The sequence below is a fragment of the Micromonospora sp. NPDC049049 genome, assembly GCF_040649115.1.
In the GTDB taxonomy this organism is placed as follows: domain Bacteria; phylum Actinomycetota; class Actinomycetes; order Mycobacteriales; family Micromonosporaceae; genus Micromonospora.
In genome coordinates, this window is sequence record NZ_JBEZEX010000002.1 from 38,271 (window position 1) to 51,821 (window position 13,551).

A 13,551-nucleotide genomic window follows, 5' to 3' on the forward strand; every position below is an offset into this window, starting at 1 on the left:
CCGTAGCCGGCCTGGTCGTAGCCCCGGTCGTCGTAGCCGCCGCGCTGCTGCGGAGGCTCCTGACCGTAGTTGCCGCCCTGGTCGTAGCCGCCGGCGGGCTGGCCGTAGCCGGCCTGGTCGTAGCCCCGGTCGTCGTAGCCGCCGCGCTGCTGCGGAGGCTCCTGACCGTAGTTGCCGCCCTGGTCGTAGCCGCCGGCCGGTTGGCCGTAGCCGCCCTGGTCGTACCTGCCAGCCTCCGGAGCGCCGTATCCTGCGGTCGGCTCGGCGGCGCGACCGCCGTACGGGGCGGCATCGGGCTGGCCGTACCCCTGCCCCTGCTCGGGCTGGTAGACGCCGGTGGCGTACGGGTCGGCCGGGGCCGGGTACTGGGTGCTGTCGCCGGTGTAACGGCCGGTCGGCTCGTCGAACCGCTCGCCGTAGCCGGCTCCGCCAGCGGGAGCCGGCGGGTAGGCGGCGGTGCCGCCCGGGGCGTCGTAATCACGACCGCCGTAGCCGCCACCGGAGGCGGGGGCGTTCCCGTAGCCGGCACCGGAGGCCGGAGCATTGCCGTAACCGGCGCCGGGCGCGGCACCATAGCCGTCACCGGCCGCACCAGCGCCGTAACCGCCCTCGGGGCCGGCCGGGGAGCCGTAGCCGCCACCGGAGGCGGGGGCGTTGCCGTAGCCGCCGGCACCGTACCCAGCGGACGCTGGCTCCTCGCCGTAGCCCGCGCCACCCCAACCCTGCTGACCCGCGCCGCCGTAAGGCTGGGCGGGCGCGCCGTACGGGTCCGGCGGAACGTCGTCGACCACCGGGCGGTGCATCATCGTCGGCGCCTCGCTCAGCGCTGCGCCGCCGACCATCGTCGGATCCGCTCCACCGCCGGGCCGACCGCCGACCATGCGGGTCTGGTCGTCCGGACCGCGGAAACCGCCCCGTGAGGGAGGCACCACACCGCCGCCGCCGGCAGCCGCCGGAGCGTCGTCGTCGTCGCCGTTCTCCCTGCGCTTCATCCAGAGCAGCACGATCGTGCCGACGCCGGCGGCGACCAGGAGACCACCGAGCAGAATGATCAGGTACGAGCTGAAGCCGCCGCCGTCGTCCTCGCTGCTGTTCGCGGCGTTCGCCGGAGCACCCTGGCTGGCCTCCTCGGTGGGCTCCTCCTCGGTGCCCTCCTCGGTCACCTCGTCGGTGGGAGTGGCCTCGGGGGTGGCGGACGGCGTGGCGCTGGGCGTCGTCTCGACCTTGATCGCGAGGCTGAGCCGCTGACCGGTGACTGCCTGCCCGGCGCTGGCGTTCAGGGACTTGAACGCCTTGATGTTGTCGAACGACGCGCCCAGGTCGATCCGTCCGGGCGCGATCGGGTTCTGGGTGGTGCCGGTGAACCGGAAGTCGCCGCTGCCATTGCTGGTGGCGTCGTAACGGTGACCGGCGGTGTCCTGGAGGACCACGAAGGCGTTCGGGACGGCCTTGCCGTCGCCCTGCGCGACCACCTTGCCGGAGACCGACCGCACGGTCTGGTTCTGCGGCGGCGGCGGAGCGGCCTTGCCCTTCACAGTCAGCGAGACGGTGGCGGTGTCCGGGCCCGACTCGGCCTCGACGGCCACCGTGATGGTCGCGGTCGCGTCGCCAGCGTTGTCGTTGGCCGCGATCCTGACCAGCGCCGACCCTGTCGGGTTGCCCAGGCCGCCGCCGGAGAGTTTGACATCGCCGCAACCACTGGCGCAGCTGACGCCGGACGGCAGGCCGGCGAGGCTGACCTTCGCCGACTCGTCGCCATTACCCCCAGTGACGCGCACGGTGATTGTGGCGTCGCTGCCGGCGTTTACGGTGATCGAGCCGGGGGAAACGCTGACATCTGCGGCCATGGCTGGTGTGGCGGGGACGGCGAGCAGAGCGCCGGCAACCAGCGCTACGACCACACCGGCCCGCTGCTTCCAGGCACGTCGGTGTGTTGACACGTCCACCGCCTTCCGGGCTGACTTCCCTCTGACCGGCGGGGCGCCGGGCCGGGGATCATCACGGTACGAATACGCCGTCGGCAACTATGCCTTGTCCGACTGCATGAGCGCGACCCAGGGCCAGCGTCGCGTGTTTGGCCTGGGGGTCGTATCGTCCCGTCGTGTCCTCTCCGCACAGTAAGTCCGCTGCCGTTGTGGCCGCGTTGTCGGCGCTCGACGAGGGGCGTACGCCCGAACGGCCGGTGTTCCGAGAGGCGGTCCGGTCGCTGTTGGCCGTCCTCGCGGAGCGCGCCCCCGGCCGATCGGTGGAGGTGCGCGTTCCACCATACGGGGCGATCCAGTGCGTACCGGGGCCTCGACACACCAGGGGAAATCCACCAAACGTGGTCGAGATGGCCCCGAACACCTGGTTGGAGCTGGCAACCGGCAGGGTCGCCTGGGCTGAGGCGGTCACCGACGGTCGCGTCCAGATGAGTGGCAACCGCGCGGACCTCTCGGCCTATCTGCCCCTCTAGTTGTCCCGATGTCCACTCCCCGTAACGCTGAGCAGGGTAATCGTGACTTTCTGTATTGACGCCGATTCGCGTACACTGTCAGGCGATGACAGTGGTCCCGGCAGAGGAGAGTGGATCCGCCCGTGATCCCCGCCCGGCCGGTCCAGACCAGCATGAGGGAGCGGTAGGTGCCCCGAGGCGACGGCCGGCTGAGCCACGACCTTGATCCCCAACGACCTGGCCCCCAGGATGCCTGTGGCGTCTTCGGCGTCTGGGCCCCCGGCGAAGAGGTTGCCAATCTGACCTACTTCGGCCTCTACGCCCTACAGCACCGCGGCCAGGAGGCGGCGGGCATCGCGGTGAGCGATGGCTCGGGCGTGGTGGTCTACAAGGACCTCGGCCTCGTGGCGCAGGTCTTCGACGAGCCCACCCTGGCCAGCCTGCGTGGTCACCTGGCGATCGGGCACGCCCGATACTCCACCACCGGCGCGTCCAACTGGGAGAACGCCCAGCCGACGATCCGGTCGACGACCTCCGGCACGACCATCGCGCTGGCCCACAACGGCAACCTGGTCAACACGGCCGAGCTGGAGAAGGAGGTCGCCGAGCGCGGCCTCATCGCGGACGGCTCGACAAACGACACCTCCCTGGTGACGATGCTGCTCGCCAGCCGACCGGATCTGTCGGTCGAGGCGGCGGCGCTGGAGGTGCTGCCGCAGCTGCGCGGCGCGTTCAGCTTCGTCTTCATGGACGAGTCGACCCTCTACGCGGCCCGCGATCCGCACGGCGTCCGCCCGCTGGTGCTCGGCCGCCTTGAGCGCGGCTGGGTCGTCGCCAGCGAGACGGCCGCCCTGGACATCGTCGGCGCCAGCGTGGTGCGCGAGGTCGAGCCGGGCGAGTTGATCGCGATCGACGAGAACGGGCTGCGCTCCACCCGGTTCGCCGCGCCGGAGCCGAAGGGCTGCCTCTTCGAGTACGTCTACATCGCCCGCCCGGATGCCACCATCGCCGGGCGCAACGTCCACTCGGCGCGGGTGCAGATCGGCCGGCAGTTGGCCAAGGAGCACCCGGTCGAGGCCGACCTGGTGATCCCGGTGCCCGAGTCGGGCACCCCGGCCGCCATCGGGTACGCGGAGGCGTCCGGCATCACGTACGGCGCCGGCCTGATGAAGAACCCGTACGTGGGCCGTACCTTCATCCAGCCGTCGCAGACCCTGCGTCAGCTCGGCATCCGGCTCAAGCTCAACCCGCTGCGGGAGAACGTCCGCGGCAAGCGGTTGGTGGTGGTGGACGACTCGATCGTGCGCGGCAACACCCAGCGCGCCATCGTGCGGATGCTGCGTGAGGCGGGGGCGCTGGAGGTGCACGTCCGGATCTCCTCCCCGCCGGTCAGCTGGCCGTGCTTCTACGGCATCGACTTCGCCACCCGGGCGGAGCTGCTGGCCAACGGGTTGGACAACGACGGCATCCGGCGCTCCATCGGCGCCGACACGCTGGGCTTCGTTTCCCTTCCCGGTCTGATCGCCGCGACCGAGCAGCCGAAGACCAGGTTGTGTCGGGCGTGTTTCGATGGGGAGTACCCGATCGAGTTGCCAGCCGGCAACCTGATCGGTAAGCACGTGCTCGAAGGGGTGGGTCGACGCGTCGCCAACTCGGCGCCGGAGGCCCCGCTCACCAACGGCTCGTCCGTCGCCACTCCGGGTGGCGTTACCGCAAACCGCCCGTAGCACCAACCGGCGCGGCCCGGCTACCGCCGGCGGCACCGAGAACCAAAGGGGAGAACCGTGACGCACGTGTCCGAGCGCAGCGGCGCAGGAAGCAGCCCGACCGGCGCCGGCGGCGACCGCCAGCCGTGGACGGGCGGTGCTGGCCGCCAGGCGCGCAAACGCTCGGTCTCGTACGCCGACGCCGGTGTCTCCATCGACGCGGGTGACCGCGCGGTGGAGTTGCTCAAGTCGAAGGTGCGGCAGACCCGCCGTCCCGAGGTGCTCGGTGACCTCGGTGGCTTCGCCGGCCTGTTCCGGCTGGACACGAAGAAGTACAAGAGCCCGATCCTGGCGTCCTCCACCGACGGGGTGGGCACCAAGCTGGTGATCGCCCAGCAGATGGACATTCACGACACGGTCGGCATCGACCTCGTCGCGATGGTCGTCGACGACCTGGTGGCCTGCGGCGCCGAGCCGCTGTTCCTGCTCGACTACATCGCCACCGGCGAGGTGGTGCCGGACAAGGTCGCCGAGATTGGCGCGGGCATCGCCGACGGCTGCCGCTACGCCGGCTGCGCGCTGCTGGGCGGGGAGACCGCCGAGCACCCCGGCGTCCTGCGTCCGGACGAGTACGACATCTCCGCGACCGGCGTGGGCGTGGTCGAGGAAGCCGACATTCTGAGCCCCGAGCGGGTCGAGGTCGGCGACGTGGTGATCGCCATGCGCTCCTCCGGCCTGCACTCCAACGGGTACTCGCTGGTCCGGCACGTGCTGCTGGGCGCGGCCCGGATGCGTCTGGACATCGTGATCGACGACTTCGGTCGGCAGCGGACCCTCGGCGAGGAGCTGCTCACGCCGACCAAGATCTACGCCAAGGACTGCCTCAAGCTGATCGCCGAGGCCGAGGTGCGGGCGCTGTCCCACATCACCGGTGGCGGCATCCCCGGCAACCTGGTCCGGGTGCTGCCCGAGCACGTGGACGCGGTGGTCAACCGGTCCACCTGGAAGCCGCAGCCGATCTTCGACCTGATCCAGACGAAGGGTCGGATCGACGACCACGACATGGAGTCGACCTTCAACATGGGCGTCGGCATGTTCGCGATCGTCTCGGCCGAGGACGCCGACCGGGCGCTGGCCACCCTGACCGGCCGTGGCGTCGAGGCGTGGCAGGCCGGCGAGATCATCGAAGGCACCGGCAACGTGCAGATGGTCGGTCAGCACACCCGAGGATGATCACCCTCCGGTGATCGTACGGGCACCTGATCAGGGCTTCACCCGAGTGGCCAATGCCGCCTAGCCTGAAGGGCACCCTTCAGAGACGGTCGGAAAGCCCCGAGGCTTCCCGACCGCCTCTCAGGCTAGGCGGAGGAGGGCAATGGCTGCTCGGGGACAGTCGTTCAGCGGGATGCGCGGCCTTGCCGCCGTCCCGTCGTACGTCGTCATGCAGCCCACCACCCTCTGCAACCTCGACTGCGCGTACTGCTATCTGCCGTTTCGCGCCGCCGACCGCCGGATGCCGGTGGCGGTGGCCGAGGCGGTCGCGGCCGCTGTCAATCCGTGGGCGGCGACTGGTCGGTTCTCCGTCGTGTGGCATGGCGGCGAGCCCCTGGCCGCCGGTCGAGAGCACCTGGCCGATCTGATCGCCCCGTTCGGGCCGGCGGTCGAGCACCACGTGCAGACCAACGCCACCCTCATCGACGACGACTGGTGCGATTTCTTCGCCCGGCACGAGATGCGGGTGAGCGTGAGCGTCGACGGGCCCCGGGCGCGTAACGGCGACCGGGTCAACCGGGGCGGTCAGCCGGCGTACGACCGGATCCTGCACGGCATCTCGGTGCTGCGCCGGCGCGGTCTGCCCTTCTCCGCGCTGGCCGTGGTGTCCCGGCCCGAGCCGGGGCTCGCGACCGAGCTGTACGACTACTTCCTCGAGCTGGGCTGCGATGTGCTGGGCATCAACATCGAGGAGACCGAGGGGGTCAACACCCGCGACAACCGCCACGACCCGTCGGCGGTGTCCGCGTTCTGGGCGGAGTTGGTCGGGGCGTGGCGTCGGGAGCCCCGGATCCATCTCCGCGAGATCGAGTGGTCGTTGCGTTACGCCGCGGCGGTGCTGGACAACTCGGCGGACGGGGTGCTGCCCCGCCATCTGGACCCGATCCCGACGATCGGTCACGACGGCTCGGTGATCGTGCTGTCGCCGGAGTTGGCCGGGTTCACTGACCCCCGCTACGGCGACTTCAGCAGCGGCAACGTGCTGACGACCCCGTTGGCGCAGATCCTCGGCAACGCGGCGTCGACGCCGTGGGTGGGGGAGTTCCTGGCCGGTGTGGAGGCGTGTCGGGCGTCCTGCCCGTACTTCGGCTTCTGCGGTGGTGGTCATGCCGCCAACCGTTACTTCGAACTGGGGCGTTTTGACGGTACGGAGACCGAGCACTGCCGCAACAGCAAGATCCGCCTATTGGAGGGAGTGTTGGAGCATGCCCGAGACCACCAGTCACCGGCGGCCTGAGCGCGAAGCGAACGACGGAGTCACCGAACGGGTGCGGGACGCGGCTCCCGCCCTCGTCGCGCTGCTCCAGGAGGCCGAGGACGCACGGCTGCTGCGTTCGGAGGTGTCGGGCGGAGGGGACTCCAGCGCGGTCTGTGCCTGGAACCACTTCGAGAACATCCCGACGTTCTACAACTGGAACAATCGCCCGCGCTGAGGGAGCCGTTGTCAGGGGCCTGTCGAGCGGCCGGAGTGGATCCGGTCGGGCCAGGCCCCTGATCGTCGGCGACTGCACCTGCTCGGGACGTGCGTGAGCACGCGGGGGTTACCGCGTGCTCAGCTGCGTCGAGAGGTCAGCGGGTCGGACGGACCCAGGGATCTGGGTCGTCGTCAGCGTGATCCTCATCATCATCGCCGACGGACTCTTTAGAGTCGTCGTCGAAGTGGTGCTCAGACTTACCAGCACCCGCCAGTTCGCGCTGCAAAGCGGTGAGGTCGGTGTTCGGGGAGTGGTACTTCAACTCCCGCGCCACCTTAGTCTGCTTGGCCTTAGCACGGCCGCGCCCCATGGCTCGACCCCCTCGCACAGAATGCGGGGCAGCCCGAAGGCGGGCCCCGATGACGTCAGGCATCTCTCGTGGCTCTTACGGTACATGGGGATGCCATCGTTCGGCACCTCGGGTTACCGTCAGCCGGCTCTGCGCGTCGCGTCGATCCGGCCGTCACCCAGTGTACCGGGTAAGGGGCGGAACGGTTAGCACCCGTGACACCGGACAAACCGCATCAAATTTGACCCCGGCTCAGCTTACCCAGCGAGGCCCGGCACCGGGGCCCGGAGGCGGATCTCGTCGACCCGCCCCCGGGGACGCTCAGCGAAGGTGGATCGCGCGCAGCCGGCCGACGTCCGCCATCCGCCGCTCCGCCAGCCGGTCGGCGGCCACCGCCGGGGGCACGCCCTCCGCGTCAGCCAGGTGCAGGATCTCGCGGGTGGTGTCGTAGATCCGGGTCGCCCGCAGCTTCGCCCGGTCGAAGTTGAAGCCCTCGATCTCGTCGGCCACCTGGATCACGCCGCCCGCGTTGACCACGTAGTCCGGGGTGTAGAGGATGCCCCGGTCGGCCAGCAGCTTCTCGATGCCCGGGTGGGCGAGCTGGTTGTTCGCCGCCCCGGTGACCACCTTGGCGCGCAACGCCGGCACGGTGTCGTCGTTCAGGGCGCCACCCAGAGCGCACGGCGCGTACACGTCGATGTCCGCGGCGACCAGCGCGCTGGCGTCGTCGACGAGGGTGACCTCAGGGTGGTTGCTGCGCACCCACGCCAGCGCCTTCGGGTTGACGTCGGTGGCGACCACCTCGGCGCCATCCTCCAGCAGGTGCCCGGTGAGGTACTTGCCGACCTTGCCCAGCCCGGCCACGCCGACCCGCCGGCCCCGCAGGCTCGGAGTGCCCCACACGTGCTCGGCAGCGGCGCGCATCCCCTGGAAGACACCCCAGGCGGTGAGGATCGACGAGTCGCCGGCGCCGCCGTGCTCGACGCTGCGCCCGGTCACGTAGCGGGTCTCCCGGGCCACCACGTCCATGTCCGCCACGTACGTGCCGACGTCACAGGCGGTGTAGTAGCGACCGCCCAGCGACTCCACGAAGCGGCCGTACGCGCGCAGGAGCGCCTCGCTCTTGATCTGCTCCGGGTCGCCCCAGATGACGGCCTTGCCGCCGCCCAGGTCCAGCCCGGCGAGCGCGTTCTTGTACGCCATCCCGCGGGACAGGTCCAGTACGTCGGCGAGGGCGTCGTCCTCGCTCGCGTACGGGTAGAAGCGGGTGCCGCCGAGTGCCGGGCCCAGCGCGGTGGAGTAGATCCCGATGATCGCCTTCAGGCCGCTCTGCTTGTCCTGGCAGAACACGACCTGTTCGTGACCGGTCGATACCGGGTCGTCGGTGCTCGCGAATACGCCCATTGTTGGCTCCTACTGTGGTGTGCGTCCTTGTGGGACGCGGACCTGGTGGACCCCGGCGGGGATGCTGCCGGTGTGATCGAGCCTAGTATCGGCCGCCGGGCAGGCGCTCGACGTGCCGCCGCCGTCCCACGGTGCGGCGCGCGTGCTCCGGCCGCTGACCGCGTACGGGCGTGGTTCGTGGGAGGATCGCGCGGTGCCGTCGCTCTTCGCTTCTTACCTGCGCGTGTACGAACCGCTGGCCGCGTTCGATCGGGACCGGCAGAGCTACTGGCGCCGCTACGTCTCGGAGGGGCGCGCGATCGCCCCGGTCGAGGGGCCCGGTCGGCAGCGGACGGCGGTGATCGAGGCGCTGGGCGCTGGCTGGACCCGGCTGCCGGACCTGCCGGAGGAGGCGTACGTCCTGGAGACGGACGACGGCCTGCTGGTCTGCCCGTGGAACCTGCGCATCCGGGTCGCTGAGGCGGCGCTCAGCGCCCGGGACGGGGTGCCCTCGGTGCTCGCCGACGCCTTCGTGCCGCCGGTGCTCGCCGGGCAGGCCAGGGCGGTGGTGGACGACTGGCGCAGTGGCGCCCGGGTGCTGGAGCACGGGGTGCCCCGGGTGCACGAGCAGATCGCCACCTGGGGCGTGCCGCTGCGGTGGTTCGTGCTCTTCGACCCGGCGGAGCGGGACCTGGTCACCCAGCCGGGCCGGCGGGCGTTGCGCTACCGCACCGAGATCTCCAAGGCTCGACGCCGCTCGTCGCGGGCGCTGTCGGTGCTGCGCAAGTCGGTGGGCGAGGCGCCGATCACCGAGGCGGTGGAGGAGGCGGCCCGCTGGCTGGAGGAATTCCATCCGCGGTCCGTGGTCGAGCTGGACTACGGCGGCCTGGTCGACCTGCTCTCCGACGAGACGCTCGCCGCGGACGACTCGCCCGAGCTGGTCGCCAGTGGCCTCGCGGGGCTGTCGCGCGGCGAGGCCGAGGAGGCGTCGGCCGCGTACGACAAATTGGTGGCCCGGTGGCGCGCGGTGCAGCTGTTGGAGCGGTGCAACTAGGGCATATCGCACTAGGAGCGCTCCCAAGGCGAGTTGTGCTCGTAGTTGACGCATCACGAACCGTGATCATGAGTCCTAATAAGGTACTTTCTGCCGTGTAAAAGTCGTAAAAATCGGGCATGGTTCATCCGTCCGTCTAGGGACCTTCATCCGTTCGGCCCATGTCGGACATCGGGGACTAGCCGGACCATGGGAGACGCGTCGGCCGGCGGGACCCCGGCCGATGTCTATACATGTGGAGGAGTGACCGATGGCATCGCGAACGCACGAACCAGAGCCGCTACTCACGCCGGCCGAGGTGGCGTCGATGTTCCGGGTCGACCCGAAGACGGTGACCCGGTGGGCCAAGGCTGGCAAGCTCAGTGCCATCCGCACCCTGGGTGGCCACCGTCGGTACCGTGAGTCGGAGGTCAGGGCGCTTTTGCAGGGCCAGATCCCGCAGCAGCGGCAGGGCGACTGAGCAGCGATAGTTCTTCGAAAGGGGCGGTGGATCTCGATCCGCCGCCCCTTTTCATGCCCCCCGACCGCGCGCGGGGTCAGCGCCGTGGCTCGGCCAACGTCACCCTGATGCCCACCGTGCCGCCCTCGCCGCGACGCAACCGGCTGCTCAGCAGACTCAGTCGACCGATCACGCGGTACTTGTGCTTGAGCAGGTCGCGGATCCGGCCGGTGTCACCACCTCCGTAGAGCGTCGCGTGAGCTGGCACCTCCGCGCCGTGTGGTCGACCCCGGACGTCGCACGGGGCGACGGTCACCTCGCCGTTGCGGCGGATCCGCTTCACCTTGCCGGAGTCGGCCCGGGTCCAGACTGCCAACGCCTCGCCGTCGCGCACCGCCCAGACCGGGGTCGGCACCGCCCGACCGTCCTTGCGGAAGGTCGTGAGCAGGATGTACTTCTCGGCCGACAGCCGGTCCAGCATGGTCACGCCGCCAGGATACGGCCGGTGCGGGGCACTGAGTGGCCAGATAGCGTGAACGTCGTGACGGTGGAGCCCCAGATCGGTGACGTGGTCGGCGAACTGCTGCGGGACACGCTCGCCGTGGCCACCGGGGTGGGCCCCCGGCCCCTGGTCGGTGGTCGACTGCCGCGACCGGTCATCGAGATCATCGAACGGGACGACGGTCTGATCAACGGCGCTCCGTCCGCGCACTACCTGGACGGGCCGGCGGAGTGGCAGCCGTACGACCACCGCGCGGTGGACCGGGCGCACGGCGAGACGCTGGACATCGGCACCGGAGCCGGCCGGATCGCGCTGCTGCTCCAGGAGCGCGGCGTACCGGTCACCGGGCTGGACACCTCCGCCGGCGCGCTGGAGGTGAGCCGGCGTCGCGGTGTCCGGCGGCTGGTGCACGGCACCGTCGACACGCATGTCGCCGACGGGTCGCGGTACGACACGTTCCTGCTGCTCGGCAACAACCTCGGGCTGTTCGAGGGGCGGGGGCGTGCTCCCGAGTTCCTGGCCGCGCTGGCCGCGCTGGCCCGACCGGGGGCGCAGATCATCGCGCAGGGCACCAACCCGTACGGCACCCGCGACCCGCTGCACACCGGCTACCACGAGCGCAACCGTCGACGCGGCCGGTTCGGTGGCCAGCTGCGGCTGCGGCTGCGCTACCGCGAGTTGAGCACCGAGTGGTTCGACTACCTGGTCTGCTCGGCGGACGAGTTCGCCAGCCTGGTGCACGGCACCGGTTGGCGGCTCACCGATGTGGACGACCGTGACGCCCCCTACTACCTGGCCACCCTGCGCCTCGTCGACTGAGCAGGACGGCCCCCGCTCACCGCCGGGCGGAGAGCGGGGGCCGTCCGTACGTCTCAGACCTGGACGGTCGGGGGGAGCTGCTCGGGCGGAAGGCCGCCGTCGCCGTCGACCACCTCGTCCGGTTGGCCGTCCTCGTCGATGTCGACCATGGTGATGTCCACCTTGCCGTCACCGTCGGTGTCGAACTGGAACAGGTCCGCCTTGCCGTCGCCGTCGGTGTCGACCACCCACACGTCGGTCTTGCCGTCGTTGTTGGTGTCGGCGCGCAGCAGTTCGACCCGCTCGTCGCCTCGGGTCTCCACGGTCTCCCCGGCGGTGACGCTCTCCGGTGCCTGGCTCATGTCGATGCGGTCCTTCCCTCGGTTGACGGGGCGTCATTACCCGATCCGGCGCTCCCCCACGCATGGACCGGGTCGTCGCGCTGTCTAGGGTCGCACCATGAGCGAGCGGAGCGGGCGGGACACCCGGGCCGGCGTAGCGGGGACCCCGCGCGTCGGCGGGCGGGACAGGGAGGCGTGATGAGCGATCGTTTCGTGGTCGTCGGTGCCGGCACGATGGGGCTTGGCATCGCGTACGTGGCGGCCGGCGCCGGGCACGCCGTCGAGTTGGTCGAGGTGGACCCCGAGCGGGGTACGGCCGCGCTGAACCGGCTCGCCGAGCTGTGGGAGCGGGCGGTGCAGCGCGGGAAGTTGAGCGCCGACGAGGCCGCCACGAACCGGCAGCGGGTGACGCTGCGCCCAACCCTCGCCGATGTCGCTCCCGCCCCCCAGGTGATCGTGGAGGCGGTGCCGGAGCGCCTCGAGCTGAAGCGTGCGGTTCTCCGGGACGCCGCCGCGCTGCGTCCGGCACTGCTGGGCAGCAACACCTCCAGCATCGCCATCGGGGCGCTGGGCGCCGAGCTGGACGCGCCCGAGCGCTTCCTCGGCCTGCACTTCTTCAACCCGGTCTGGGCGATGGCGCTGCTGGAGATCGTGGTCGGCCCGGCCACCGCCGAGGAGACCACCGCCGCGGCCGTCGCGCTCGCCGGCCGGCTCGGCAAGGACCCCGTCGTCGTACGCGACATGCCCGGATTCGCCACCTCCCGGCTCGGGGTCACCCTCGGGCTGGAGGCCATCCGGATGGTCGCCGACGAGGTGGCCAGCCCGGCGGACATCGACAAGGCCATGGTGCTCGGCTACCGGCACCCGATCGGGCCGTTGGAGCTCACCGACCTGGTTGGGCTCGACGTGCGGCTGGACATCGCCCGCACCCTTCAGGCCGCGTACGGGGACCGTTTCGCGCCGCCGCCGCTGCTGGTGGAGATGGTGGCCGCCGGGCGGCTGGGCAAGAAGTCCGGGCAGGGCTTCTACCGCTGGGAAGGCGGGGTCAGGCAGTGAGCGGGTTGCGGATCGAGGAGCGTCCGGACCGGCTGGTGGTCACGCTGGACCGGCCGGAGAAGCGCAACGCCATCGACGCCGACCTGATCGCCGAGCTGCACCAGGTCTGCGCCGAGTTGGAGGCCCGCCCGCGCCTGCTGCTGCTCACCGGCGGCGCGTCGGGCATCTTCGCCGGTGGCGCCGACATCGGCCAACTTCGCGAACGGGGTCGCACGGACGCCCTCGCTGCGATCAACTCGGCTGCCTTCGCCCGTATCCGGGCGCTGCCGATGCCGACCGTGGCGGCCGTCGACGGCCCGGCGTTGGGCGGTGGCGCGGAGCTGGCGTACGCCTGCGATCTGCGAGTGTGCACGGCGCGGGCGGTCTTCGGGCAACCGGAGGTGCGGTTGGGCATCCTGGCCGGCGCCGGCGCGACCCACCGGCTGCCGGCGTTGATCGGCGAGGGCCGGGCCAAGGAGCTGCTCTTCACGGGCCGGCGGGTGGACGCCGCTGAGGCGCTGCGGATCGGCCTGGTGAACCGGGTGGTGGACGAGCCCGGCGAGCTGCTGACGGTGGCGCACGCGTTGCTGGACGAGATCGCCCTGGGCTCACCGTTGGCGGTGCGGCTGACCAAGCTGGCGGTGGACGCGCCGGCCGCCGCGCACCCGCACCTCGACCTGGTCAGCCAGGCGGTGCTCTTCGAGGACGACGAGAAGCAGCGCCGGATGACCGAGTTCCTGGAGCGCCGCCGGCCGCGCTGATCCCGCGTACGCAGAAACGGCCGCACCGGCGTGAAGCCGGTGCGGCCGTCGTCGTTTCTGGG

General features: G+C 71.0%; 15 protein-coding genes. 10 read left to right on the forward strand and 5 right to left on the reverse strand.

Features of this window, described 5'->3' with window-relative positions:
• Window positions 1-1,901: carboxypeptidase regulatory-like domain-containing protein (locus AB0B68_RS02535; RefSeq protein WP_357257549.1), on the reverse strand; the 1,901-nt coding region annotated here is incomplete at its 3' end.
• Window positions 1,902-2,101: 200 nt separating this feature from the next.
• Between AB0B68_RS02535 and AB0B68_RS02540 the strand changes: the two genes are divergently transcribed.
• The 5 genes from AB0B68_RS02540 to amcA all read left to right on the forward strand — a co-directional run bounded on the left by AB0B68_RS02540 (window position 2,102) and on the right by amcA (window position 6,845).
• Entirely contained in the window at window positions 2,102-2,455 is a 354-nt protein-coding gene (locus AB0B68_RS02540; RefSeq protein WP_357257552.1) for a sterol carrier family protein, read from the forward strand.
• Between the two features lie 167 nt (window positions 2,456-2,622).
• Entirely contained in the window at window positions 2,623-4,161 is a 1,539-nt protein-coding gene (purF, locus tag AB0B68_RS02545) for an amidophosphoribosyltransferase (RefSeq protein ID WP_357206838.1), read from the forward strand.
• Between the two features lie 57 nt (window positions 4,162-4,218).
• On the forward strand, window positions 4,219-5,373 hold the full coding sequence (gene purM / locus AB0B68_RS02550) for a phosphoribosylformylglycinamidine cyclo-ligase (RefSeq protein ID WP_196920530.1): 1,155 nt from the start codon (window positions 4,219-4,221) through the stop codon (window positions 5,371-5,373).
• A gap of 172 nt (window positions 5,374-5,545) precedes the next feature.
• On the forward strand, window positions 5,546-6,649 hold the full coding sequence (gene amcB, locus AB0B68_RS02555) for a cyclophane-forming radical SAM peptide maturase AmcB (RefSeq protein WP_357206849.1): 1,104 nt from the start codon (window positions 5,546-5,548) through the stop codon (window positions 6,647-6,649).
• The gene (gene amcA / locus AB0B68_RS02560) at window positions 6,618-6,845 is read left to right on the forward strand and encodes a multiple cyclophane-containing RiPP AmcA (protein WP_357206840.1); all 228 of its coding nucleotides are present in this window, start codon (window positions 6,618-6,620) and stop codon (window positions 6,843-6,845) included. Before amcB ends, amcA begins: the two co-directional genes overlap by 32 nt.
• 136 nt (window positions 6,846-6,981) lie before the next feature.
• Here the strand turns inward: amcA and AB0B68_RS02565 are convergent, their stop codons facing one another.
• Both AB0B68_RS02565 and AB0B68_RS02570 read right to left on the reverse strand, forming a co-directional pair.
• A complete protein-coding gene (locus AB0B68_RS02565; protein ID WP_124821603.1) occupies window positions 6,982-7,197 on the reverse strand; it encodes a DUF3073 domain-containing protein in 216 nt (71 codons plus the stop codon).
• A gap of 300 nt (window positions 7,198-7,497) precedes the next feature.
• Window positions 7,498-8,580 (reverse strand): Glu/Leu/Phe/Val dehydrogenase dimerization domain-containing protein, encoded by a 1,083-nt coding sequence (locus AB0B68_RS02570; protein ID WP_145796214.1) that lies wholly within the window; start codon window positions 8,578-8,580, stop codon window positions 7,498-7,500.
• A 193-nt stretch (window positions 8,581-8,773) separates the two neighbouring features.
• On the opposite strand from AB0B68_RS02570, the gene AB0B68_RS02575 reads away from it, so the two are divergent.
• Both AB0B68_RS02575 and AB0B68_RS02580 read left to right on the forward strand, forming a co-directional pair.
• On the forward strand, window positions 8,774-9,613 hold the full coding sequence (locus AB0B68_RS02575) for a hypothetical protein (RefSeq protein WP_124853509.1): 840 nt from the start codon (window positions 8,774-8,776) through the stop codon (window positions 9,611-9,613).
• A gap of 250 nt (window positions 9,614-9,863) precedes the next feature.
• On the forward strand, window positions 9,864-10,073 hold the full coding sequence (locus AB0B68_RS02580; RefSeq protein WP_007073996.1) for a BldC family transcriptional regulator: 210 nt from the start codon (window positions 9,864-9,866) through the stop codon (window positions 10,071-10,073).
• 76 nt (window positions 10,074-10,149) lie between these two features.
• On the opposite strand, the gene AB0B68_RS02585 is transcribed toward AB0B68_RS02580, so the two are convergent.
• Window positions 10,150-10,539 (reverse strand): PPOX class F420-dependent oxidoreductase, encoded by a 390-nt coding sequence (locus AB0B68_RS02585; RefSeq protein ID WP_357206845.1) that lies wholly within the window; start codon window positions 10,537-10,539, stop codon window positions 10,150-10,152.
• 54 nt (window positions 10,540-10,593) lie between these two features.
• Here AB0B68_RS02585 and AB0B68_RS02590 point away from each other — a divergent pair, with 54 nt between their 5' ends.
• Window positions 10,594-11,373 carry a class I SAM-dependent methyltransferase gene (locus AB0B68_RS02590; RefSeq protein ID WP_357257554.1) on the forward strand — a complete coding sequence of 260 codons (780 nt, stop codon included), beginning with the start codon at window positions 10,594-10,596 and terminating at the stop codon, window positions 11,371-11,373.
• Between the two features lie 53 nt (window positions 11,374-11,426).
• On the opposite strand, the gene AB0B68_RS02595 is transcribed toward AB0B68_RS02590, so the two are convergent.
• On the reverse strand, window positions 11,427-11,714 hold the full coding sequence (locus tag AB0B68_RS02595) for a hypothetical protein (RefSeq protein WP_355004718.1): 288 nt from the start codon (window positions 11,712-11,714) through the stop codon (window positions 11,427-11,429).
• A gap of 177 nt (window positions 11,715-11,891) precedes the next feature.
• On the opposite strand from AB0B68_RS02595, the gene AB0B68_RS02600 reads away from it, so the two are divergent.
• Window positions 11,892-12,749 carry a 3-hydroxyacyl-CoA dehydrogenase family protein gene (locus AB0B68_RS02600; protein ID WP_357257556.1) on the forward strand — a complete coding sequence of 286 codons (858 nt, stop codon included), beginning with the start codon at window positions 11,892-11,894 and terminating at the stop codon, window positions 12,747-12,749.
• Complete coding sequence (locus tag AB0B68_RS02605) at window positions 12,746-13,489, forward strand: enoyl-CoA hydratase/isomerase family protein (RefSeq protein ID WP_357208494.1); 744 nt, start codon at window positions 12,746-12,748, stop codon at window positions 13,487-13,489. The genes AB0B68_RS02600 and AB0B68_RS02605 overlap by 4 nt, the downstream gene beginning before the upstream one ends.
• The last annotated feature ends 62 nt before the right edge of the window (window positions 13,490-13,551 follow it).

Coding starts and splice junctions, on each gene's coding strand:
- amcB (WP_357206849.1), top strand. CDS start 5,546: ATGCGCGGCCTTGCCGCCGTCCCGTCGTACGTCGTCATGCAGCCCACC.
- AB0B68_RS02600 (WP_357257556.1), top strand. CDS start 11,892: ATGAGCGATCGTTTCGTGGTCGTCGGTGCCGGCACGATGGGGCTTGGC.
- AB0B68_RS02570 (WP_145796214.1), bottom strand. CDS start 8,580: ATGGGCGTATTCGCGAGCACCGACGACCCGGTATCGACCGGTCACGAA.
- AB0B68_RS02595 (WP_355004718.1), bottom strand. CDS start 11,714: ATGAGCCAGGCACCGGAGAGCGTCACCGCCGGGGAGACCGTGGAGACC.
- AB0B68_RS02580 (WP_007073996.1), top strand. CDS start 9,864: ATGGCATCGCGAACGCACGAACCAGAGCCGCTACTCACGCCGGCCGAG.
- amcA (WP_357206840.1), top strand. CDS start 6,618: ATGCCCGAGACCACCAGTCACCGGCGGCCTGAGCGCGAAGCGAACGAC.
- AB0B68_RS02565 (WP_124821603.1), bottom strand. CDS start 7,197: ATGGGGCGCGGCCGTGCTAAGGCCAAGCAGACTAAGGTGGCGCGGGAG.